19 protein-coding genes and 2 pseudogenes are annotated in these 21,753 nt (G+C 59.8%); 10 read left to right on the top strand and 11 right to left on the bottom strand.

The features are described from left to right. Positions 1 to 8 precede the first annotated feature (8 nt). Positions 9 to 671: a thiol:disulfide interchange protein TlpA gene (gene tlpA / locus QE453_RS02645; RefSeq protein ID WP_309776327.1), complete on the top strand. Its 663-nt coding sequence runs from the start codon at positions 9 to 11 to the stop codon at positions 669 to 671. Between the two features lie 22 nt (positions 672 to 693). Here tlpA and QE453_RS02640 read toward each other — a convergent pair whose 3' ends face one another. The 8 genes and pseudogenes from QE453_RS02640 to QE453_RS02605 all read right to left on the bottom strand — a co-directional run bounded on the left by QE453_RS02640 (position 694) and on the right by QE453_RS02605 (position 6,796). Then, positions 694 to 1,350, bottom strand: coding sequence for a hypothetical protein (locus tag QE453_RS02640; RefSeq protein ID WP_044459165.1), 657 nt, complete (start codon positions 1,348 to 1,350; stop codon positions 694 to 696). A 133-nt stretch (positions 1,351 to 1,483) separates the two neighbouring features. Further along, the gene (locus QE453_RS02635) at positions 1,484 to 2,365 is read right to left on the bottom strand and encodes a 3-hydroxybutyryl-CoA dehydrogenase (protein ID WP_004445632.1); all 882 of its coding nucleotides are present in this window, start codon (positions 2,363 to 2,365) and stop codon (positions 1,484 to 1,486) included. Between the two features lie 114 nt (positions 2,366 to 2,479). Next, the gene (locus QE453_RS02630) at positions 2,480 to 3,409 is read right to left on the bottom strand and encodes an electron transfer flavoprotein subunit alpha/FixB family protein (RefSeq protein ID WP_309776326.1); all 930 of its coding nucleotides are present in this window, start codon (positions 3,407 to 3,409) and stop codon (positions 2,480 to 2,482) included. A gap of 25 nt (positions 3,410 to 3,434) precedes the next feature. Beyond that, the gene (locus QE453_RS02625; RefSeq protein ID WP_309776325.1) at positions 3,435 to 4,181 is read right to left on the bottom strand and encodes an electron transfer flavoprotein subunit beta/FixA family protein; all 747 of its coding nucleotides are present in this window, start codon (positions 4,179 to 4,181) and stop codon (positions 3,435 to 3,437) included. Between the two features lie 180 nt (positions 4,182 to 4,361). Continuing rightward, positions 4,362 to 5,136, bottom strand: a pseudogene (locus tag QE453_RS02620) (rhomboid family intramembrane serine protease). 32 nt (positions 5,137 to 5,168) lie between these two features. Then, positions 5,169 to 5,747, bottom strand: a complete 579-nt coding sequence (locus tag QE453_RS02615; RefSeq protein WP_022563004.1) for a cob(I)yrinic acid a,c-diamide adenosyltransferase — start codon at positions 5,745 to 5,747, stop codon at positions 5,169 to 5,171. A gap of 1 nt (position 5,748) precedes the next feature. Beyond that, complete coding sequence (locus QE453_RS02610) at positions 5,749 to 5,946, bottom strand: twin transmembrane helix small protein (protein WP_004445622.1); 198 nt, start codon at positions 5,944 to 5,946, stop codon at positions 5,749 to 5,751. 16 nt (positions 5,947 to 5,962) lie between these two features. Then, entirely contained in the window at positions 5,963 to 6,796 is an 834-nt protein-coding gene (locus tag QE453_RS02605; RefSeq protein ID WP_309776324.1) for an SDR family oxidoreductase, read from the bottom strand. A 179-nt stretch (positions 6,797 to 6,975) separates the two neighbouring features. Between QE453_RS02605 and QE453_RS02600 the strand changes: the two genes are divergently transcribed. Continuing rightward, the gene (locus tag QE453_RS02600; RefSeq protein ID WP_309776916.1) at positions 6,976 to 7,893 is read left to right on the top strand and encodes a YihY/virulence factor BrkB family protein; all 918 of its coding nucleotides are present in this window, start codon (positions 6,976 to 6,978) and stop codon (positions 7,891 to 7,893) included. Here the strand turns inward: QE453_RS02600 and gluQRS are convergent. Further along, positions 7,861 to 8,760 carry a tRNA glutamyl-Q(34) synthetase GluQRS gene (gene gluQRS / locus QE453_RS02595; RefSeq protein WP_309776323.1) on the bottom strand — a complete coding sequence of 300 codons (900 nt, stop codon included), beginning with the start codon at positions 8,758 to 8,760 and terminating at the stop codon, positions 7,861 to 7,863. The two genes, QE453_RS02600 and gluQRS, sit on opposite strands and share 33 nt — an antisense overlap. 39 nt (positions 8,761 to 8,799) lie before the next feature. On the opposite strand from gluQRS, the gene QE453_RS02590 reads away from it, so the two are divergent. After that, positions 8,800 to 9,456, top strand: coding sequence for a DNA-3-methyladenine glycosylase (locus QE453_RS02590; protein WP_309776322.1), 657 nt, complete (start codon positions 8,800 to 8,802; stop codon positions 9,454 to 9,456). A 5-nt stretch (positions 9,457 to 9,461) separates the two neighbouring features. Here the strand turns inward: QE453_RS02590 and QE453_RS02585 are convergent, their stop codons facing one another. Then, positions 9,462 to 10,880, bottom strand: a complete 1,419-nt coding sequence (locus QE453_RS02585) for a short-chain fatty acyl-CoA regulator family protein (RefSeq protein ID WP_113731978.1) — start codon at positions 10,878 to 10,880, stop codon at positions 9,462 to 9,464. 118 nt (positions 10,881 to 10,998) lie between these two features. On the opposite strand from QE453_RS02585, the gene QE453_RS02580 reads away from it, so the two are divergent. From QE453_RS02580 to QE453_RS02550, 7 genes and pseudogenes are all read left to right on the top strand, one after another. Beyond that, positions 10,999 to 12,531, top strand: coding sequence for an acyl-CoA carboxylase subunit beta (locus tag QE453_RS02580; RefSeq protein WP_113731977.1), 1,533 nt, complete (start codon positions 10,999 to 11,001; stop codon positions 12,529 to 12,531). A 102-nt stretch (positions 12,532 to 12,633) separates the two neighbouring features. Further along, positions 12,634 to 13,530, top strand: a complete 897-nt coding sequence (yghU, locus tag QE453_RS02575) for a glutathione-dependent disulfide-bond oxidoreductase (RefSeq protein ID WP_113731976.1) — start codon at positions 12,634 to 12,636, stop codon at positions 13,528 to 13,530. Positions 13,531 to 13,551: 21 nt separating this feature from the next. After that, on the top strand, positions 13,552 to 13,929 hold the full coding sequence (locus QE453_RS02570; RefSeq protein ID WP_004445608.1) for a hypothetical protein: 378 nt from the start codon (positions 13,552 to 13,554) through the stop codon (positions 13,927 to 13,929). Between the two features lie 43 nt (positions 13,930 to 13,972). Further along, positions 13,973 to 15,977: pseudogene (locus tag QE453_RS02565) on the top strand (acetyl-CoA carboxylase biotin carboxylase subunit). A 133-nt stretch (positions 15,978 to 16,110) separates the two neighbouring features. Beyond that, positions 16,111 to 18,252, top strand: coding sequence for a methylmalonyl-CoA mutase (scpA, locus tag QE453_RS02560; RefSeq protein ID WP_309776321.1), 2,142 nt, complete (start codon positions 16,111 to 16,113; stop codon positions 18,250 to 18,252). 12 nt (positions 18,253 to 18,264) lie between these two features. After that, a complete protein-coding gene (gene mce, locus QE453_RS02555) occupies positions 18,265 to 18,681 on the top strand; it encodes a methylmalonyl-CoA epimerase (RefSeq protein WP_107340910.1) in 417 nt (138 codons plus the stop codon). Positions 18,682 to 18,847: 166 nt separating this feature from the next. Further along, positions 18,848 to 20,392: a glycerol-3-phosphate dehydrogenase gene (locus QE453_RS02550; RefSeq protein WP_309776320.1), complete on the top strand. Its 1,545-nt coding sequence runs from the start codon at positions 18,848 to 18,850 to the stop codon at positions 20,390 to 20,392. Between the two features lie 16 nt (positions 20,393 to 20,408). On the opposite strand, the gene QE453_RS02545 is transcribed toward QE453_RS02550, so the two are convergent. Beyond that, positions 20,409 to 21,641: an ROK family transcriptional regulator gene (locus QE453_RS02545; RefSeq protein ID WP_168246998.1), complete on the bottom strand. Its 1,233-nt coding sequence runs from the start codon at positions 21,639 to 21,641 to the stop codon at positions 20,409 to 20,411. Between the last annotated feature and the right edge of the window lie 112 nt (positions 21,642 to 21,753).

Below are 21,753 nucleotides of genomic sequence, written 5' to 3'. Positions count from 1 at the left end.
AGTATTCGATGACAGAAAAAAGGCCGTTCAGGCTTCCTTCCGCCAAATTGGTTGCAATTGCTGCCGTTGCCGGTGTGCTCGCCGGTGCAGGCGCGGTCTGGTTCAGGCATATTGGGTCTGAGGGCCCGGTTCAAGGGGCAGCGGTGGCCGACGCCGGTTTATGTGAAGGTGCGGCGAACCGCATTGCGACGCTGAAACCCTTTCTGAAGGGCCAGGTGGCGGCTATGTCGGCGGCAGACGCCCCGCGCGTTATTCCGCTCTCCTTCAAAGGGCCGGAGGGGAAAGATATGAGCCTTGCCGATCTCAAGGGTAAAGCGGTGCTGCTCAATCTCTGGGCGACGTGGTGCGTGCCCTGCCGGGAAGAAATGCCGGCGCTGAACGCGCTGGAGAAGGAAAAGGGCGGTAACGGCTTTGAAGTCGTGGCTGTCAACATCGATACGGGCGGGGATGAAAAGCCGAAAGACTTCATGGACGAATACAAGATCGATTCCCTGAAGCACTATCGCGACAGTTCCATGGGCGTTTTCAACGTTCTCAAAAAGGAAGGCCTTGCCTTTGGTCTGCCCGCAACCCTGCTGCTGGACGAAAACGGGTGCCTGCTCGGCGCCATGAACGGCCCGGCGGCGTGGGATAGCGAAGATGCGAAGGCGCTGATATCGGCAGTCAAATGACTGCCGATAAGACTTTTCGAACTCAGTATAGCGGGTCCACTGACACACCGTAATAAAGGCCTCGGCCGACACGACCCTGATTGCCTTCAAGGGTAATGCCAAACCCGGCTTCAATTTCCTTCAATATTGCAGCTTTGATGGAGGCGCTGGTTGATGCCTTATATGTAATGGCGTAATCCAGATCCGCCTTGAAAGCAGAACGTACAATATGTGCATTTTGCTTCTTGCGTTGTTTCCGAAGGATATTGCGGCACTCCGGCCCCAGCGTCTTTTCTATGGCTTCGAGTTTGTCGAGGCCGTATTCGAGATATTCGATATTGCTGAACCTGATTGTCAGGTTGTTCACATATTGCGCGCTGCTTGAAAATCCGAGTTTCTGCAGATTGTCTGCATTGAAGGAGAAATCCTTCTTTCGCCCGAAATCACTGATTTCGCCCCTCCCTTTTTCAGGGCTGCCAGGGAACGTCACATATTCCGGAGAGCAGATGTAACCAAGCGAGATATCGTCTTTGTCGTTATATCGATTGGTCTTTTTCCAGACGATGTTACCTGGACCAAAGCTGGTGCTGGGCGGCACCGTCGTGAGATAACCAGCCCTTCTGACAATCTCCCGCGGATTTTCCGAAACGCAACCGCTCGCGAGAATGGCGACAATAGACATTGCAATATGAATTTTCATGTAAGCCCCCAAAAGAATCACAGCATGATCTTGGGTTCGCACGCACCGCGCGTCTACTTACTTTATAATCGTATAGATTGCATTGTCGCTCGGTTGCCTTCTGCGGTGGAGCAACGAAAGAACAGTGAAGGTTCTATCGTGTCGGAACCGGCGTCTCGCCGCGGTAATCATAAAAACCGCGGCCGGACTTACGGCCGAGCCAGCCGGCTTCGACATATTTGACCAGCAGCGGGCAAGGGCGGTATTTGCTGTCGGACAGGCCGTCATGCAGCACCTGCATGATCGACAAACAGGTATCGAGGCCTATGAAGTCTGCGAGCTGCAGCGGACCCATCGGGTGGTTCGCGCCGAGGCGCATGGCGGTGTCGATGGCTTCCACGGAGCCAACGCCCTCATAAAGCGTATAGATTGCCTCGTTGATCATCGGCAGAAGGATGCGGTTGACGATGAAGGCTGGGAAATCTTCGGCGACGGTGATCGCCTTTTCGAGCGTCCGCACATAGTCCTTGGCCGCATCGAAGGTCTTTTCATTGGTGGCGATGCCGCGCACCAGTTCCACCAGTTTCATGACCGGCACCGGGTTCATGAAGTGGATGCCCATGAACTGTTCGGGACGGTCGGTGGCAGAGGCAAGCCGGGTGATGGAAAGTGAAGACGTGTTGGTGGCGAGAAGCGCCTCCGGCTTCAGGACCGGGCAGATCTGCGCATAGATCTTGCGCTTGATCTCTTCGTTCTCGGTGGCAGCCTCGATGACGAGGTCCATGGGTGCCAGATCGTTGACATCGGTCGAACCGCTGATGAGCGCCAGGGCCTGCTTGCGGGCCTCGTCGGAAAGCTTGCCGTTGGTGACCTGGCGCGCGAGATTGCCGTTGATGGTGGCAAGGCCGGCCTCGATGCCGTCTTTGGAAAGATCGTAGATATGAACCCTGTAGCCGGCAACCGCAGAGACATGTGCGATGCCGCACCCCATCTGACCGGCTCCGATGACACCGATGTTCTTAAAGGGGGCGGTCATATGCTGTTCTCCCATGTGCTGCATGTGCAAATTCGCTGGCGATGTTACGCATATCGCCGAAAAAGAGAAGGCGGCGCGTTCAAAAAACGCGCCGCCTTCATCATCTATTTGAAATCAGAGAGCCTTTTGCAGTTCCGGCAATGCCTCGAAGAGGTCCGCCACAAGGCCGTAATCGGCAACCTGGAAGATCGGCGCTTCTTCGTCCTTGTTGATGGCGACGATGACCTTGCTGTCCTTCATGCCGGCCAGATGCTGGATGGCACCGGAAATGCCCGCCGCGATGTAAAGCTGTGGGGCGACGACCTTGCCGGTCTGGCCCACCTGCCAGTCATTCGGCGCATAGCCGGCGTCGACGGCAGCGCGCGATGCACCAACGGCAGCACCGAGCTTGTCGGCGACAGGAAGGATGACTTCCTTGAATTTTTCCGAAGAACCGAGAGCACGGCCACCCGAGATGATGATCTTGGCGGAGGTCAGTTCCGGACGGTCGGACGAGGCCAGTGCATCAGAAACGAAAGAGGAGACGCCGGGGTTTTCAGCGGCGGCGATCGTCTCGACCGCTGCCGAACCGCCTTCTGCCGCTGCCGCAAAGGCCGTCGGGCGAACGGTGATGACCTTCTTGCCATCGGTTGCCTGAACGGTCTGGATGGCATTACCGGCATAGATCGGGCGCTTGAAGGTATCCGGGCTGACAACTTCGATGATTTCCGAGACCTGAGCCACGTCGAGAAGCGCAGCAACACGCGGCGTGACGTTCTTTGCCGAGGCGGTCGCAGGAGCGATGATGACGTCATAGGACGGGGCAAGCGAAACGATCAGCGCCGCCAGCGGTTCCGCCAGCTGGTTTGCATAGGATGCATCGTCGGCAAGCAGCACCTTGGAAACACCGGAAAGTTTTGCTGCGGCGTCGGCAGCGCCCCTGGCGCCGGATCCGGCGACCAGCACATGGACGTCGCCGCCAATCTGAGTTGCCGCCGTCAGGGTCTTTCCCGTCAGGTCGGAAAGGGTTGCGTTGTCGTGTTCTGCCAGAAGAAGAATGGCCATGAGAATATCTCCCTTTTCCGAAACCTTAGAGGACGCCGTCGGCTTTGAGCTTTTCGACCAGCTCGGCAACCGAGCCCACCTTGATGCCGGCCTTGCGGCCCGCCGGCTCTTCGGTTTTCAACACCTTCAGGCGCGGCGAAACATCGACGCCGAAATCGGCCGGAGCCTTCTTGTCGAGCGGCTTCTTTTTCGCCTTCATGATGTTCGGCAGCGAGGCATAACGCGGCTCGTTCAGACGAAGATCGGTGGTGACGACAGCGGGAAGCTTCAGTTCCACCGTCTGCAGGCCGCCATCGACTTCGCGGGTCACCGCAACCTTGCCGTCGGCAGGCACGACCTTTGAGGCGAAGGTGCCCTGGCCCCAGCCGAGGAGGGCCGCAAGCATCTGGCCGGTCTGGTTCGAGTCGTCATCGATCGCCTGCTTGCCGACAATGACGAGACCGGGCTGCTCAGCCTCGGCCACGCCCTTCAGGAGCTTGGCGACGGCGAGCGGCTCGACCGTTTCATCGATCTCGATCAGGATGGCGCGATCGGCACCCATCGCAAGCGCGGTGCGCAGCGTTTCTTCCGCCTTGGCAGGTCCAATGGAGACGACGACGACTTCTTCAGCCTTGCCGGCTTCCTTCAGGCGCAGCGCCTCTTCGACCGAGATCTCGTCGAACGGGTTCATCGACATCTTCACGTTCGAAAGCTCAACGCCGGAACCATCCGCCTTCACGCGGATCTTCACGTTGTAGTCGACGACTCGTTTAACGGGGACAAGGATCTTCATCGGCGGCTTTCCTCAAACTCCTGTCCGCTTGGCAGTGCCGAGCGGACCTCCAAAAACAGGTTGGCGACATGGATAAGCATTTTTCCCGCAATTACAACGGAGCAATCTTCATTATCGCATGCACACAAGGCATATCTTACGTTGACGTTAACGTAAATACTCTATCTCTGACGTGACGTCTCATCTACCCCCGTCATAGCCGCGTTCGATTTGCGACAACCCCGCCGTTTGCGACGTATTTTTGAACTGCGCCGCCCTCGGCGGGACAATGGTGCAATCAAACAGGGGAACGCCCCGTCTGCGCATGAAAATTACCATGATGGCGCCCGCCAAGATGCCGCCGACATGCGCGCCCCAGGAGACATTCTCTTCCAGCCCGAGCGCCAGCATCAGGAACTGCTGGCCGATCCATAACGCCAGGGGGATGAAGGCGGGAAGGGGAAGCGGAATGCGCATGAGGACCAGCACCCAGACGCGCACTTTTGGATGCAGCAGGAAATAGGCCGCGACGACGCCGGAAACCGCACCCGAGGCACCGATCAGTGGTCCTTCCGAGGTGGGGTGCGACGAAACCGTGAAACAGCGCGCCGGCGATGGCACAGGCGAGATAGAAGATCAGGAAACGAAAATGGCCGAGCGCATCCTCGACATTGTCGCCGAAGACCCAGAGAAACAGCATGTTGCCGGCCAGATGCCAGAAATCGAGATGAAGAAAGGCATAGGTGATGGCGGTGAGGTCATCAGGCACGACCTGCAGGGCGGGTTCCAGATAGGCGTAATCGAACACCACGGCGGGAATGAAGCCGAGGCCGAGGGCAGCGGCATTGGCTTCGGTGTCGCTGGCCAGCACGCCGGTAAACAGCCAGACCAGCACGTTGACCACGATCAGGCCGATGGTGACATATTGCAGCCGGATATGCTTGAGGGAATTCGCATCGTGCAGCGGTATGAACATCGAACGCCTTTTGGTTGCGTCGTTGAAACGCCTTAGCGGTTCTTGCCCGGAACCCACAATATGTCGGCCTTGCCGGCATCATTGGCGAAACGGGCCGCGACAAACAGGAAGTCGGAGAGGCGATTGGCATATTTGATGGCGGCCGGGCTGACGATCTCATTCTCGGTGACGGAAAGCTCCACCATCAGCCTTTCTGCGCGCCGGCAAACCGTGCGTGCCAAATGCAGATTTGCCGCCGCGGCGCTGCCGCCCGGCAGCACGAACGACGTCAACGGTTCGAGGGTGGCGTTGAGGTCGTCGATTTCGCTTTCCAGCCGTGTGACCTGGCTTTCGACTATACGCAACGGTTCGTAAGGCAGCGGTTCGCCATCGTCAGGCGTGGCAAGATCGGCGCCGAGGTCGAAAAGATCGTTCTGGATGCGGAAAAGCATGGCATCCAGCTTTTCCAGCCCGGCCGTGTGAAGCCGCGCGACACCGATGGCCGAATTGGTCTCGTCCACCGTGCCGTAGGCTTCGACGCGCAGATCGTGCTTCGGTCGGCGCGGGCCGGAAACCAGCGCCGTCGTGCCCTTGTCGCCGGTGCGGGTGTAGATCTTGTTCAGTTTCACCATGTCAGCGGCCGCCTCCGGTGAGCCAGAGGGTGAGCATGATCAGAGCGATGGCAATGGCCTGCAGAAGCAGGCGAAGCTGCATCAGCTTGTTGGACCGGTTGGCGTCCTGTCCCTTCAGCATGTTGAAGAGGCCGCGTATCAACACGATGACGACAAGCCCCATGACGATAAGGGCCAGAACGGTGGTGAAGCCGGACATGCGGTATTACTCCTCCTCAATCGAATCTGCGCAGCAGACGATAGAAAAGTCCGGCAGGCAAGAGCCGTTTCAGCATAAGCCCCTGTTTGGCCGGAACAGTAACGGGATAATGTGGTTTCGGCCTTGCAGCCGTCAGGGCGTGTTTCAGCACGGCATAAACGGCATCCGGGCCGAGCTTGTGACGGTTGACGGGGCCGGAACCATCCATACGCGCCAGCTGGCGTTTATATTCTGCCGCATGGGCCGAATTTTCGAGATCGATATGCTCATTGATATGAGCAAGCGCCGTCGCGGTGAATTTCGACGTGATCGGGCCGGGTTCGATCAGACTGACATGGATACCGCTGTCCTGAAGCTCCATGCGCAGGGTGACGCCCAGCCCCTCAAGCGCGAATTTCGAAGCGGTGTAGGCGCCGCGATAGCGATAGGGCACGAGCCCGAGAATGGACGAGCAATGCACGATGCGGCCCGCACCACGCGCCCGCATAAAGGGAATGACCCGCCGCGTCAGATCGTGCCAGCCGAAGACATTGGTTTCGAACTGGGCTCTCAGCGCTTCGACTGGCAGGTCCTCCACCGCGCCCGGCTGGCCATAGGCACCATTGTTGAAAAGCGCATCGATGCGGCCGCCGGTGCGGGCGGAGACGGTGTCCACCAGCGCGGCGATGGTTTCGGGCTTTGTGTAATCCATGATCAGGGTTTCTATGCCCTGATTTTCGAGGGCTGCCATGTCAGCGATGCGCCGCACGGTGGCAAAGACCCGCCAGCCGTCCCGGTGGAGCGCGCCGGCGCAATAGGCGCCGATCCCCGAGGAACATCCGGTGATGATGATGACGGGTTTTTCAGACATTTGCCGCTCCGGGAAACCGACTGTCGCTCTGGTCCGATTACCCGGCCCGTTAAAATTCAATCGCGCGAAATCCGTGTCCTTTGGGAACCGAAAGGTCAGCTTGCGCGCTGTACAAAACGAAGCTGATTTCCCATATTCGGGGCGAAGTTACAAATGAAATGCCGATGAATGGAGGCGACATGGTTGCCGCAGTGCGCCTGGCAGGCAAGGTTGCCTTCGATGCCTATTCCCATTTCGCCGAGGATGACGGCTGGGCGATGGCGAGCCACATGGCGCTGTCCATCCTGCTGGCGCTGTTTCCGTTCCTGATCTTCGGCACGGCGCTGGCCGGTTTTCTGGGCGCCGACCAGTTCTCAGAAACGGCGGTGCATCTGATTTTCGACACCTGGCCGGAAGCAATTGCCGGTCCGCTGGCAGCTCAGGTGCAGCAGGTTCTCACCATCCCGCGCGGCGGCCTGCTGACGATTTCGGTACTGGCGGCCGCATACTTCGCCTCGAACGGTGTCGAGGCGCTGCGCATTTCGCTGAACCGCGCCTATCGCGTCACGGAAACGCGCTGGTGGTATGTGACCCGCCTGCTCAGCCTGCTTTATGTCCTGATTGCCGTTGTGGTCTTTGCCGGCATCAGCACCGTGCTCGTCGCCGTGCCGGTCGCCATGTCCTTCGCCGAACGGCGGTTTCCGTGGCTGACGGATGTGCTGAACACCATCTCCAGCCTCGGTCTTTATGGCACCATCGTGGTGCTGACGGCGGGGCTGGTGGCGGCGCATCTGTGGCTACCCGCAGGCAAGCGCCGCATCTGGGATGTCTGGCCGGGTATTTTGCTGACGATGATATTCTGGGTCATCGGCGCGGCTATCTTCGCCTATTATCTCTCCACCTTCGCCAATTATGCCGCCACCTATGCCGGTCTCGCCTCCGTCATGGTGGTTCTGGTGTTCCTTTATATGGTCGGCGTCATCTTCATGCTCGGCGCGGAGGTGAATGCCGCGTTGATGAAATACAAGGTCCGGCAGATCATCCGCCGTAACATCGGCGGCCATGGCGCGCGCCGCGGGCAGGCGCTAGAGGAGGCCGACAAGCCGGCGGATATCTGAGGGCGTCGCTCCTTCGGCGCGAAGGGCGGAAAGCCCGGTACTGCCTTCGCTTTTCGAAAGCTTGCGCCCGTCCGTGCCCAGAATCAGCCGGTGATGATGATAAGCGGGCTGCGGTAGGTCCAGCAGCTGCTGCAGCAGCCGGTGGATGGCGGTGGCATGGAAGAGATCCATGCCGCGCACCACATGGGTGATCCCCTGCAGTGCATCGTCAACCACAACGGAAAGATGATAGCTCGAAGGCGCGTCGGAACGCGACAGCACCACATCGCCCCAGAGCGCGGGCAGGGCCTCGATCTGCCCCGTCACCCCGTCGCCGCTCTCCTGCCAGAACAGGGGGGTGCGGGCGGCGCGGATCGCCTTGTCCATGTCGAGCCGCCAGGCGTGTTGCCGGCCGGATGCGAGCAGGGCCGCCCGTTCCGCCTTCGGCCTCTCGCGGTCGACGGACGGATAGAGCGGCGCTCCGTCAGGATCGCGCGGCCATGTCCCGCCTTCCGCTTCGAAGGCACCGACAATGGCCCTGGCTTCGCCACGGCTGAGAAAGGCGGGATAGGCAAGATCCGCCTCGATCAGCTTGTGCAGCGCCATCCGGTACTCATCGAAATGCTCCGATTGTCGCCGCACTGGCTCTTCCCAAGAGAGTTCCAGCCAGCCGAGATCATCATAGATCGCCTGCTCCAGCTGCGGCGTGCAGCGCGTCTGGTCTATATCCTCTATACGCAGCAGAAAGCGGCCGCCATTTTTCAGCGCCATGTCATGGTTCAGGAATGCGGAAAGCGCATGGCCGAGATGCAGCGGGCCGTTGGGGCTTGGCGCGAAACGGTAAACCGGTTTTTGACGGATGGATGAAGGCATGGTTTCTTCTGCCATGTTTTAATGCACCCCGCCAGCGGGCTGGCGGCATATGGAATGACCGACATGAAAATCATCACCGGGATGGATGACATCAGCGAAGGGCTGGAGCATCTCGCCCGCCTCGACCCCGCACTTGGCCCTGTCATTGAGATAGCCGGTCCGCTGGAACTGCGCATCCACGAGCCCGGCTTTGCCGGCCTTGCTCATATCGTCGTCTCGCAGATGGTGTCGCGCGCCAGCGCCACTGCCATATGGGCGCGTATTCTCACCGGGACGGGCGGCGCGGTCACGGCGGAAAACTATCTCGGCGCACCGGAGGAATTGCGGGCTACTTTCGGCCTTTCGCGCGCCAAGGCGACGACGCTGGAAGGACTGGCTCGCGCCGTTACCGAAGGGCAGATCGACCTTGACGGCGTGGTGCGCAAGGAGGGGAGTGCAGCCCTTTCTGAACTGGTGGCGCTTCGTGGCATAGGCCCATGGACGGCAGAGGTCTATCTGATGTTCTGCGGAGGCCATCCGGATATTTTTCCCGTTGGCGATGTGGCGCTGAGATCAGCGGTGGCACATGCGCTCGATCTGGAGATCAGGCCGGAAGCGAAATGGCTCGCGGAACGCGCGACACTCTGGTCGCCATGGCGCTCCGTCGCCGCCCGGCTTTTCTGGGGTTATTACGCCAACATCATGCGGCGCGCGATGGTGCCACTGCCCTGAGCGGGTCAAAAATCGGCAATCCGATAGGGCAGGGCGCCGCGTGAAAGATGATCGAAATGCAGCTTGCGTTTCAGCGGCGGCACGGCGCGCTGCACGCAATCCACCCTTTCGCACACCCGACAGGAAATGCCGATCGGTTTGAAGGAAGCCGCATTGCCGAGATCGAGCGTGTCGGCGTAGACGAAATTTTGCGCATGGGAAATCTCGCAGCCGAGTGCGATGGCGTAACGCGGCCTTTCCGTATTGAAACCGGCGCCGGCCTTTTCGATCTGGGTGGCGATGGAGAGATAGCGCACGCCGTCAGGTGTTTCCGCCAGCTGCCGCACGATCCTGTCGGAGCTTTCGAAAGCCTGATGGATATTCCACAGCGGACAGGCCGCGCCAAACCGGGCAAATTGCAGCCGCGTGGCGCTGTGGCGTTTGGTGATGTTGCCGGCGCGGTCGATCTTGGCGAAAAAGATCGGTACGCCTTTCATGCCCGGGCGCTGCAGGGTGCTCAGACGGTGGGCCACCTGCTCAAGGCTCGCGCCAAAACGCACGGCGAGAAGTTCGAGATCATGGCGCAGTTCCTGTGCCGCCCGGTGAAATTGCCCATAGGGCAGGATGAGCGCTGCGGCAAAATAATTGTGCAGTCCGATACGACAGATTTCGGCCGCTTCCGTGTTGCGGAAACCGGCGCCGGCCAGCACCCTGTCCACCGTCGGGCCGGCGTGAAGCTGGGCGATCTGCAACGCGAGCTGAAAACAGCGGGTGGATGCGGCCATGTAGGAACTGAGGGCGAGCGTTTTGCCGACAGGATCGAAATGCCGGATCAGCCCGCCTGCCGCCGCGGTTCTTGTGATATGGATGCCGTAACGGTTCCTGAGATGCGCTGACAGAATGCTGTCGGTCTCGCCTCCCTCGATCTCCAGTTCCTGCGCCAGCTCCTCGGCCAGAAGATCAATCTCGGCAACGTAATTGTCGACGAAGTGAAAGAAATCGCGGACCTCCTCATAGGGGGTTCTTTCAACCTGTGCGGTGCCGCGGCCTAAGCGGTCATCCAGTTGCACCAGCTGTTCGCTGTTCTGGCGATAGGCCTGATGGGCCCGCAGCAGCGCATGGGCAAAACCAGGTGCGTTCTGGGCAATCAGCTTCAACTCCTGAAGCCCCGGTTCATAATTCATGAACAGCGGGTCCTTCAGCGCCTCGCGCAGGGCTGAAACCAGCCGGTCGCTTTCGCCTGTCGCCAGTTCCGCCATGTCGAGCTGGAATTTTTCCACCAGCGTCACCAGAACGCTGGCCGAAACGGGGCGCTGGTTGTTTTCGATCTGGTTCAAATAGCTCGCGGAGATGCCCAGCCGTTCGGCAAATTGCGCCTGCGTGGCGCGGGCATTTTCGCGAAGGCCGCGCACCTTGCGGCCGATGAAGAGTTTTTCCGTCGCCATGTTGCAACTTTGCAAAATTAAATATTGCAAATATTTATGGCACGCATACGCGCACGATCAAGGCTTCTGGCAGAGTATTTTCTGGGTTATTGATCGTGGCATAACGCATGGAGGATACATGCCCGGCATTCTGGAGCAGTTGGAAACGCGGCGGGAAGAGGCTCGGCTCGGTGGCGGCGTCAAGCGCATCGAGGCGCAGCACGCAAAGGGCAAGCTGACGGCGCGCGAGCGCATCGACGTGCTCTTGGATCAGGGTTCCTTCGAAGAATACGACATGTATGTCACCCACCGGGCGGTGGATTTCGGCATGGCGGGTCAGAAGATCGCGGGCGACGGCGTCGTGACCGGGTGGGGCACCATCAATGGCCGGCAGGTCTATGTGTTTTCCCAGGATTTCACCGTGCTCGGCGGTTCGCTATCCGAGACCCATGCGCAGAAAATCTGCAAGATCATGGATATGGCGGTGCGTAACGGCGCGCCTGTTATCGGCCTCAACGACAGTGGCGGCGCGCGTATTCAGGAAGGCGTGGCCTCGCTTGGCGGTTATGCCGATGTCTTCAAGCGTAATGTCGTCGCCTCCGGCGTCGTGCCACAGATCTCCGTCATCATGGGGCCATGTGCGGGCGGTGCGGTTTATTCGCCTGCCATGACCGATTTCATCTTCATGGTGCGTGACACCTCCTACATGTTCGTGACGGGGCCGGATGTGGTGAAGACGGTGACGAACGAGATTGTCACGGCCGAAGAACTGGGCGGGGCCTCCACCCATACCAAAAAATCGTCCGTTGCCGATGGCGCTTACGAAAACGACATCGAGACGCTGGAACATGTGCGGCTGCTCTTTGATTTCCTGCCGCTCAACAATCGCGAAAAGCCGCCGGTGCGGCCGTTCCACGACGATCCGGCGCGCCTGGAAGCGCGGCTCGATACGCTGATCCCCGACAGTTCCAACAAGCCCTATGATATGAAGGAGCTGATCCACGCGCTGGCCGACGAGGGCGATTTCTTCGAATTGCAGGAGGCCTTTGCCCGAAACATCATCACCGGCTTCATCCGTCTCGAAGGCCAGACGGTCGGCGTCGTCGCCAACCAGCCGATGGTGCTGGCCGGCTGCCTCGATATCGACAGTTCGCGCAAGGCCGCCCGCTTCGTGCGCTTCTGCGACGCCTTCAACATTCCGTTGCTGACGCTGGTGGATGTGCCGGGTTTCCTGCCAGGCACGGCCCAGGAATATGGCGGCGTCATCAAGCACGGCGCAAAACTTCTCTTCGCCTATTCGGAGGCGACAGTGCCGATGGTGACGCTGATCACCCGCAAGGCCTATGGCGGGGCTTACGACGTGATGGCCTCCAAACATATCGGGGCGGACGTCAACTACGCCTGGCCAACGGCCGAAATTGCCGTGATGGGTGCCAAGGGCGCGGCGGAAATCCTCTATCGTTCGGAGCTTGCCGATCCCGAGAAGATCGCTGCGCGCACAAGAGAGTATGAGGAGCGTTTCGCCAATCCCTTCGTCGCGGCGGAGCGCGGATTTATCGATGAGGTCATCATGCCGCATTCCTCGCGCCGCCGCATCGCCCGCGCGTTTGCGTCGCTGCGCAACAAGAGCGTGGAAACCCGCTGGAAGAAACACGACACCATTCCGCTCTGATCTGCTGAAGGGCTGGAAAAATGCTTCGGCCACCTTACTATATGGATGTTCAGGCGCCCGGATGTCCGGATGTCCTCTTGAAACGCACAAGGACACATTTTCATGGCCGAAAAATCCTCAGCAGATAATTTCCCCGCCGGGTATGAAGTGCCCAAGGTCTGGACCTGGGACAGGGGCAATGGCGGCCAGTTCGCCAATATCAACCGGCCGGTCGCCGGTCCCACCCATGAAAAGGAACTTCCCGTCGGAAAGCATCCGCTGCAGCTTTATTCGCTGGCGACGCCGAATGGCCAGAAGGTCACCATCATGCTGGAAGAATTGCTTGCTGCCGGCCACAAGGGCGCCGAATACGATGCCTGGCTGATCAAGATCGGCGAAGGCGACCAGTTCGGTTCCGGTTTCGTCGGCGTCAATCCGAATTCAAAGATCCCGGCGCTGATGGATCATTCGACGCCTGAGCCGACGCGCGTTTTCGAAAGCGGCTCCATCCTCGTTTACCTCGCTGAAAAATTCGGCGCCTTCCTGCCGAGGGAGGGCAATGCCCGCACGCAGGCGCTGAACTGGCTGTTCTGGCAGATGGGCTCCGCCCCCTTCCTTGGCGGTGGTTTCGGCCATTTTTATGCCTATGCGCCGATCAAGATCAAATACGCCATCGATCGTTACGCCATGGAAGTCAAACGCCAGCTCGACGTGCTGGATCGCCATCTCGCCGAAAACCGTTATCTCGCCGGTTCGGAATACACGATTGCCGACATGGCGGTGTGGCCGTGGTATGGCAAGATCGCGCTTGGCCAGGCATATGGCGATGCGGGTGCTTTCCTTGAAGCAGACGGTTATAAGAACGTCATGCGCTGGACGCTGGAAATCGGCGAACGCCCTGCTGTAAAACGCGGCGTGATCGTCAACAAGACCTCCGGCGATCCGTCTGAACAATTACATGAACGCCACGATGCCTCCGACTTCGACACGAAGACACAGGACAAGATCGGCAAGGCGTAACAGATACAAGAAGGACTAAAGATGGCGAACCTGCCCGAAATGACCAAACACAAGGGATTTCCTTCCGGTATGCCGAGCACGGGCGTCCAGTTCACCATCCGCCGCGCCAATCCCAAAGGGGTAACACCGATCAAGATGATACCCCGCCGGGCGCGCAACGACACCAAGGAGCATCGCATCGATGCCGCCTTTCTGCACTCGCTCTGGCACCATTTCGGTGCCGAGCCCTTCGAGCGCGGCAATCTCGACGCCGCCCGCCTCAACCTGCTTTTCGGCCGCGAGGTCGTACCTGCGGAGAAAAATTTCGACCCTGTTTCCTATCAGGCAATGCTCGTCATAGACGAACGCGTCGCCCGGCAGAATTTCCCGGAATCCTTCGAGAATTTTTTCGAGATTTGAGGGCTGTTTAAGGGTTTGTGCTGAGGGAGAGGGCAACAACCGCATGATCAAGAAAATCCTTATCGCCAATCGCGGCGAGATTGCCTGCCGGGTCATCAAGACGGCGAAGAAGATGGGCATCGCCACCGTTGCGGTCTATTCGGATGCCGATGCCAATGCGCTGCATGTGAGACAGGCAGATGAAGCCGTTCATATCGGCCCGGCGCCCTCGTCACAGTCCTATATCGTCCTCGACAAGATCCTTGAGGCGATCAAGAAGACCGGAGCGGATGCGGTCCATCCGGGCTACGGATTCCTGTCGGAAAACGCTGCCTTTGCGCAGGCGCTGGAAAAGGCGGGTGTCGTTTTTATCGGTCCGCCCGTCGGCGCGATCGAGGCCATGGGTGACAAGATCACGTCGAAGAAACTGGCTGCGAAAGCCGGCGTTTCCACCGTACCCGGCCATATGGGGCTGGTCGAGGATGCGGATGAGGCGGTGAAGATCGCCTCGCAGATCGGTTATCCGGTCATGATCAAGGCGTCTGCCGGCGGTGGCGGCAAGGGCATGCGCATCGCCTTCAACGACGCTGAGGCGCGCGAGGGTTTCCAGTCCTCGAAAAACGAGGCGAAATCCTCTTTTGGTGACGATCGCATCTTCATCGAAAAATTCGTCACCCAGCCGCGCCATATTGAAATTCAGGTGCTGGGCGACAGGCACGGTAATATCCTTTATCTCGGGGAGCGCGAATGCTCTATCCAGCGGCGTAACCAGAAGGTCATCGAGGAAGCGCCGTCGCCGTTTCTGGACGAGGCGACTCGGCATGCCATGGGCGAGCAGGCCGTGGCGCTGGCGAGAGCGGTCGGTTACCACTCCGCCGGCACGGTGGAATTCATTGTTGATGGCGACCGCAACTTTTATTTTCTCGAAATGAACACCCGTCTGCAGGTGGAACATCCGGTAACGGAACTGATTACCGGCATCGATCTGGTAGAACAGATGATCCGTGTGGCGTCAGGTGAAAAACTGTCCTTCGGACAGGCGCATGTGAAGCTGAACGGTTGGGCGATCGAAAGCCGGCTTTATGCCGAGGATCCCTATCGCAACTTCCTGCCCTCCATCGGCCGGCTGACGCGTTATCGTCCACCGGAAGAGGGCAGGCAGGAGGGTGGCACCGTCATCCGCAACGATACCGGTGTTTTCGAAGGCGGCGAGATTTCGATGTATTACGATCCGATGATCGCCAAGCTGTGCAGCTGGGGCAAGGATCGCGAAACGGCCATCGATGCCATGGGGCGGGCGCTCGACCGTTTCGAACTCGAGGGCATCGGGCCACAATCTGCCCTTCCTGTCGGCCGTCATGCAGCATGAGCGCTTTCGCTCTGGCAGGCTCACGACGGGCTTCATCGCGGAAGAGTTTCCGGAAGGCTTCTCCGGCGTCGAGCCGGATGAAGCCGCAGCACGCAGGCTTTCTGCCATTGCCGCTATCATCAATCAGCGTGTGCAGAACCGAGCGGTGGAAATTTCCGGTACCATCGGCAATCATCGCCGCATTATCGGGCAAGACTGGATGGTTTCGTTTGGTGCGTTTCGCCAGCGGCTCAGCATTGAAACCGGTGCGGATGGCGCGGCGGTCCGTTTTGAAGACGGGACAGCGCTCACCATCGATACCGGCTGGCTTCCCGGTCAAAGCCTTGGCCTGTTTACGGTGGCGGGCGAGGTCATTGCCGTCAAGGTCGATCTTGCAGGCGCAGCGGTTCGTCTGCGCTGGGGTGGCATGGATGTTCTCGCCCGCGTGCGCAGCCCGCGCGTGGCGGAACTGGCGCTGCTGATGCCGGAAAAACTGCCGCCGGATACGTCGAAACTGCTGCTCTGCCCCATGCCGGGGGTCATCACCGGTATTTCGGTGGGTGAGGGTGACGAGGTAGAGGCCGGGCAGGCACTGGCGACGGTGGAAGCCATGAAGATGGAAAACATCCTGCGTGCCGAAAAACGCGGTCGTGTTGCGAGAGTGGCGGCGAAACCCGGCGATAGTCTCGCTGTGGATGAGGTTATTCTCGAGTTCGAGTGAAGGTCGCTGCCGGTTTTTCCGGAACGGATACCGGCCGGAGCGGTTTACGGGGTCGGACCTGCGGACGGGCCGGGCGAATCTGCCTTGATCTCCCGCTGGAATGCCAGAGCGAAATGCAAACGGGGAGAGATGCATGTCGGGTGAAAAAACGGTGCGGGATTGGCTTCACCTTGCTGAAAAGGAGCTCAAGCGCTCACCGGACACACTCGTCTGGCACACCCCTGAGGGTATCGAGGTCAAGCCGCTCTATACGGCCGACGACCTGCAACATGTTTCCCATCTGAACAGCCTGCCGGGATTTGCGCCTTTCACCCGCGGCCCGCGCGCCACCATGTATGCGGGACGGCCCTGGACCATCCGCCAATATGCCGGTTTCTCCACCGCGGAAGCCTCGAATGCCTTTTACCGCAAGGCGCTGGCTGCCGGTCAGCAGGGCGTTTCCGTCGCCTTCGATCTCGCTACCCATCGCGGTTATGACAGCGACCATCCGCGCGTGGAGGGCGATGTCGGCAAGGCGGGCGTGGCGATCGATAGCGTCGAGGACATGAAAATCCTGTTCGACGGCATCCCGCTCGACAAGGTCTCGGTGTCCATGACGATGAATGGCGCGGTCATCCCCGTTCTTGCCAATTTTATCGTCGCTGGGGAGGAACAGGGCGTGCCGCGTGCAGCGCTTTCCGGTACCGTCCAGAACGACATCCTAAAGGAGTTCATGGTCCGCAACACCTATATCTATCCGCCCGAACCCTCGATGCGGATCATCGCCGACATCATCGAATATACGGCGAGGGAGATGCCGAAATTCAATTCCATCTCGATATCCGGCTATCATATGCAGGAGGCCGGGGCGACGCTGGTGCAGGAGCTTGCCTTCACACTCGCGGATGGCCGTGAATATGTGCGGGCGGCGCTGGCCAAGGGGCTGAATGTTGACGATTTTGCCGGCCGCCTGTCGTTCTTTTTCGCCATCGGCATGAATTTCTTCATGGAGGCGGCCAAGCTGCGCGCCGCGCGCCTGCTCTGGTCACGCATCATGGAGGAATTCAAACCGCAAAAGGCGTCGTCGCTGATGCTGCGCACCCATTGCCAGACATCGGGCGTGTCGCTCCAGGAGCAGGACCCCTATAACAACATCGTCCGCACTGCCTTCGAGGCCATGTCCGCCGTGCTCGGCGGCACGCAATCACTGCACACCAATTCCTTTGATGAGGCGATTGCGCTGCCGACGGAATTCTCCGCCCGCATTGCCCGCAATACCCAGCTTATCCTCCAGCACGAAACCGGCGTCACCAGGGTCGTCGATCCGCTGGCCGGTTCCTATTATGTGGAAAGCCTGACGAATGAGCTGGCCGAGAAGGCCTGGGCGCTGATCGAGGAGGTCGAGACGCTTGGCGGCATGACAAAGGCCGTGGCGGAAGGCCTGCCGAAACGGCTGATCGAAGAGGCCGCGACACGCCGGCAGGCGGCGGTGGACAAGGGCGAGGAGGTGATCGTCGGCGTCAACCGCTATCGTCTCGAAAATGAAGAGGATATCGATGTTCTCGATATCGATAACGCCGCCGTGCGGGCCGCGCAAATCCGCCGCATCGAAGACACGCGCCGTCGCCGCGATGGCAAGGACGTGACGGCCGCTCTGCAGGCGCTCTCGGAGGTGGCCCGCAGCGGCAAGGGCAATATTCTCGAAGCCGCCGTCGTCGCGGCCCGTGCACGCGCTACGGTGGGAGAGATTTCCGATGCGCTGCGCGTTGCCTTTGGCGACCACGCCGCCGTGCCTGAAGTGGTGAGCGATATATACGGCGAGGCCTACAAGGATGAACCGGAGCTGGCCACGCTTGCCACCCGGCTCTCCGGCGTTGCCGAAAGGATCGGCACCAAACCGCGCATCATGGTCGCCAAGCTGGGACAGGATGGGCATGATCGTGGTGCAAAGGTCATTGCGTCTGCCTTCGGCGATATTGGTTTCGATGTGTTGGCCGGTCCCCTGTTCCAGACACCGGCGGAGGCGGCCGAGCTTGCCGTTGAGAACAAGGTGCATGTGGTCGGCATGTCGTCGCTCGCCGCAGGGCACAAGACGCTTGCGCCGCAGCTGGTCGAGGCGCTGAAACAGAAAGGCGCGCAAGACGTCATCGTTGTTGTCGGTGGGGTCATTCCGCGCCAGGATTATCAGTTCCTGCTCGACCACGGAGTCTCGGCCATCTTCGGCCCCGGTACCAATGTCATGGATGCGGCCAACAAGGTGCTCGACCTGCTCGAAGGCATCAGGCGGAACGTGTGAGGGAAGGCGGCCATGTTCGGAAGATTGAATCACGTCGCCATCGCGGTACCCGACCTCGATGCCGCCATTGCCCGTTACAGGGCGCTTGGCGCGGCGGTTTCGGAACCACAAGCCCTGCCTGAACATGGCGTGACGGTTGTTTTCATTCAGGCTGATAACACCAAGATCGAACTTCTTCACCCGCTCGGGGAAAACTCGCCGATTGCCACTTTTCTTGAACGCAATCCGGGCGGCGGCACACATCATCTCTGCTTCGAGGTGCCGGATATACTGGCGGCGCGCGACGACCTCATTCAAAAAGGCGTCCGTATTCTCGGCGATGGCACGCCAAAGATCGGCGCGCACGGCAATCCCGTTCTTTTCCTGCATCCGAAAGATATGGGCGGGGTGCTTTACGAGCTCGAGCAGGTTTCTCAGACACACGGCTGAAACATAAATCTCCTAGGAGGCTGACCCTGTGAGGCAATGCTCACGGCGGCGCTTTCACACGTGCTTTCGTGGTTCGTTTGTTTTCTTTTGACATTCGTTTTGTTTTCGTTTTTATGTAATTGTCTTTCCATAAAGGGTTTCTCCCTTGCATTGTCGCGGAGGCTTCATGTCCAGCGAAAACATTTTTGATCTTTTTGTCATCGGCGGCGGCATCAATGGCTGCGGCATTGCCCGTGATGCGGTGGGCAGGGGTTATTCCGTGGCGCTTGCGGAAAAAGGCGATTTCGCTTCCGGCACGTCTTCCGCCGCCACAAAGCTCATCCATGGCGGCCTGCGGTATCTCGAACATTACGAGTTTCGTCTGGTGCGCGAAGCGCTGATGGAGCGGGAAATTCTCTGGGCCATGGCACCGCATGTCATCTGGCCCATGCGTTTCGTCCTGCCCATTCAGAAGGGCGGGGTGCGCCCGGCCTGGATGGTCCGGCTTGGCCTGTTTCTTTATGACAATCTCGGCGGCCGGAAACTTTTGCCATCCACCCGAACGCTCGATCTGCGGAAGGACCCGGCTGGAAAGCCTCTGAAGCCGGCTTTTGCCAGGGCGTTCGAATATTCCGACGGTTGGGTGGATGATGCCCGTTTCGTGGTTCTCAATGCGCGCGATGCCGCTAATCGCGGCGCGATGATCATGAACCGCACGCGGGTCGTTTCCGCACGACGCGAAGGTGGGCTCTGGCTCATCGAAACTCTGGACGAAAAAACCGGCCGTGCGGGCGTGCACAAGGCACGTATGCTGGTGAACGCCGCTGGTCCCTGGGTGGATACGGTGCTTTCCGGCGTCTTCGGGCGCAACGACGTCCACAATGTCCGGCTCGTGCAGGGCAGCCATGTTATCGTGCGCCGGAAGTTTTCCGATCCGCGCGCCTATTTCTTCCAGAACCCTGACAACCGCATCATCTTCGCCATTCCCTATGAGCGGGATTTCACCCTGATCGGCACCACGGATCGCGACTACAAGGGCGATCCGGCCAAGGTTCGCATTTCCGAGGAAGAGATTTCCTATCTCTGCAACGCCGCCAGCGACTATTTCAGCGAGCCGGTTCGGCCGGAAGACATCGTCTGGACCTATTCCGGCGTGCGGCCGCTCTTTGATGATGGTGCTTCGAAAGCGCAGGAAGCCACACGCGATTACGTGCTGAAGGTTGAGGAGGGCAACGGGCAAGCTCCACTCCTCAATATTTTCGGCGGCAAGCTCACCACCTATCGACGGCTGGCGGAACATGCGCTGGAAAAGATCGGCGCGGCGATCGGCGAAAAGGGCAAGCCATGGACGGCGGGCTCACACTTGCCGGGCGGAGATTTCGGCGCGGGGAGATATGAGACGCAGGTGCGGGCGCTTGTCTCCCGATATCCTTTCCTCGATAGACACCATGCCGAGCGGCTAGTCAGAAACTACGGTACGAAGGCTGCGGAATTGTTGGGCAGCGTTACCGATGCCGCCGGGCTCGGCCGGCATTTCGGCGGCACGCTCTATGAATGCGAGGTGCGCTGGCTGGTTGAGCAGGAATGGGCCTGCACGGCCGAGGACATTCTCTGGCGACGCACGAAACAGGGCCTTCGCCTGAACAAGGCCGAGGCCGCCGAGCTGGATGACTTCGTATCCAAGCTGACGGGTGGAAGGAAAGATGCGGAAGCTGCGGTGGAGCGAGCCTGAACGTCTTCCGCTAGTGTCAGGCTGTGGAGTTCCTCGCCGGTTTCGGAAAGCTTTCTGCACTCAATATATAGTCATCGGCGGCGGAAAGAGCGTGTTCCATATGCCCTTCGAACACCAGTTCCGGTTCGTTCGGTGCTATTGCAATTTCCGGCATGCCGCCGAAACGCACTGCTTGCGATTGCGCCAGCCCGTCGCGCAGGCCGCTTTCCAGGAGGTCGAAATAACGTGTGCCGGGGCCGGTGATGAAAACCGGCATATGACCATGCAGGCTGAAGAGGCGTGAAAGGCCGTTGCCGAGCGCCAGCCCAGCGGTGCGGAACGCAAACCGCGCCATGCGTCCCCCCGCGCGGGCTGAAGCGGCGATCTTGTCCACCTCGGCTATCGGCACGAACTTCGCAGGTTCGGCCTGCGGTGGGGCCTCGAAAGCCGAGCGCAGGATGGCGTAGAAGCCGGAGTAAGCCTCGATGCAGCCCTTGGTGCCGCAGCGGCACAAGGCGCCGTCGGCCAGATGCAGCATATGTCCGAAGTTGGGGGCGCTGACCTCGATCGTGCCGCCCGTTGCACGCGCGACGCCAAGGCCAATACTGTGGCCGAGCGACAGGGTAACAAGGGCATCCGGCGCGGGATTGCCCTTCGCATGCTCTCCCATCCAGATGGCTTTTGCGGCCAGCAGCGTCTCGTTGTTCAACGTCACGCGGGTGCGCCCGTCTTGCGAAACAAGCTGCTGGAAATCTATCTTTTCGTCGCCGAGAACCGGAGACCAGAGAAGAGTTGCCGCGCCCGCATCAACCAGCCCCTTGCTGCTGATCGAGACCTGGAGAATATCATGACTGTCGATGCGTGAGCGGTCGGCAAGCCGTGCAAGGCCGCCAAGGATCGCGCCGCCGAACGTTCCTTTTTCAGCGGCGATCCTCTGTTCGGTGAAGCGGTCCACCAGCTTGCCGGCATAATCGACCAGCGAATATTGCACGCTATCTGAAGAAATGATGATGATGGCGACGTGACAGAAAGCCCCGCGTGGCCCGAAGAGAATGCGCGGCCGGCCCCGACCGGCGGTTGCGAGCTGTTCTTTCCGTAATATGAGGCCCGCCCGCTCAAGCTCGGTGGTGATGGCGGAAACGGTTGCTGAAGCAAGCCCGGTGAAAGTCGACATGTCCGTATGGGAGAGACTGCCGTGCAGGCGCAGTGCTGCCATCACCGACAGGCTGTTTTTCTGGCGCACCAGTTCCGTGCTTGCAATGGCGGACATGGGCTGGGGCATGCTCCCTGAACGGCCTTTTTCCTGTCGTGCTAGACCTGTCCATGGCGCATGTGCTGGACAAGATCAAGGCACCCGGATGCTGCCCGCAGCCGTTGTTGAC

It is taken from the genome of Agrobacterium sp. SORGH_AS_0440 (genome assembly GCF_031453135.1).
GTDB classification, from domain to species: domain Bacteria; phylum Pseudomonadota; class Alphaproteobacteria; order Rhizobiales; family Rhizobiaceae; genus Agrobacterium; species Agrobacterium pusense.
This window is presented reverse-complemented; position numbering and strand designations above follow the sequence as displayed.

What these genes read in the sequence shown, in the direction of transcription:
- QE453_RS02570 (WP_004445608.1), top strand. Translation starts at nt 13,552, where the DNA reads ATGGCGAACCTGCCCGAAATGACCAAACACAAGGGATTTCCTTCCGGT.
- scpA (WP_309776321.1), top strand. Translation starts at nt 16,111, where the DNA reads ATGTCGGGTGAAAAAACGGTGCGGGATTGGCTTCACCTTGCTGAAAAG.
- QE453_RS02625 (WP_309776325.1), bottom strand. Translation starts at nt 4,181, where the DNA reads ATGAAGATCCTTGTCCCCGTTAAACGAGTCGTCGACTACAACGTGAAG.
- yghU (WP_113731976.1), top strand. Translation starts at nt 12,634, where the DNA reads ATGGCCGAAAAATCCTCAGCAGATAATTTCCCCGCCGGGTATGAAGTG.
- QE453_RS02585 (WP_113731978.1), bottom strand. Translation starts at nt 10,880, where the DNA reads ATGGCGACGGAAAAACTCTTCATCGGCCGCAAGGTGCGCGGCCTTCGC.
- QE453_RS02605 (WP_309776324.1), bottom strand. Translation starts at nt 6,796, where the DNA reads ATGTCTGAAAAACCCGTCATCATCATCACCGGATGTTCCTCGGGGATC.
- tlpA (WP_309776327.1), top strand. Translation starts at nt 9, where the DNA reads ATGACAGAAAAAAGGCCGTTCAGGCTTCCTTCCGCCAAATTGGTTGCA.
- QE453_RS02630 (WP_309776326.1), bottom strand. Translation starts at nt 3,409, where the DNA reads ATGGCCATTCTTCTTCTGGCAGAACACGACAACGCAACCCTTTCCGAC.
- QE453_RS02640 (WP_044459165.1), bottom strand. Translation starts at nt 1,350, where the DNA reads ATGAAAATTCATATTGCAATGTCTATTGTCGCCATTCTCGCGAGCGGT.
- QE453_RS02635 (WP_004445632.1), bottom strand. Translation starts at nt 2,365, where the DNA reads ATGACCGCCCCCTTTAAGAACATCGGTGTCATCGGAGCCGGTCAGATG.
- QE453_RS02545 (WP_168246998.1), bottom strand. Translation starts at nt 21,641, where the DNA reads ATGTCCGCCATTGCAAGCACGGAACTGGTGCGCCAGAAAAACAGCCTG.
- mce (WP_107340910.1), top strand. Translation starts at nt 18,265, where the DNA reads ATGTTCGGAAGATTGAATCACGTCGCCATCGCGGTACCCGACCTCGAT.
- QE453_RS02610 (WP_004445622.1), bottom strand. Translation starts at nt 5,946, where the DNA reads ATGTCCGGCTTCACCACCGTTCTGGCCCTTATCGTCATGGGGCTTGTC.
- QE453_RS02550 (WP_309776320.1), top strand. Translation starts at nt 18,848, where the DNA reads ATGTCCAGCGAAAACATTTTTGATCTTTTTGTCATCGGCGGCGGCATC.
- QE453_RS02615 (WP_022563004.1), bottom strand. Translation starts at nt 5,747, where the DNA reads ATGGTGAAACTGAACAAGATCTACACCCGCACCGGCGACAAGGGCACG.
- gluQRS (WP_309776323.1), bottom strand. Translation starts at nt 8,760, where the DNA reads ATGGCAGAAGAAACCATGCCTTCATCCATCCGTCAAAAACCGGTTTAC.
- QE453_RS02600 (WP_309776916.1), top strand. Translation starts at nt 6,976, where the DNA reads ATGGTTGCCGCAGTGCGCCTGGCAGGCAAGGTTGCCTTCGATGCCTAT.
- QE453_RS02590 (WP_309776322.1), top strand. Translation starts at nt 8,800, where the DNA reads ATGACCGACATGAAAATCATCACCGGGATGGATGACATCAGCGAAGGG.
- QE453_RS02580 (WP_113731977.1), top strand. Translation starts at nt 10,999, where the DNA reads ATGCCCGGCATTCTGGAGCAGTTGGAAACGCGGCGGGAAGAGGCTCGG.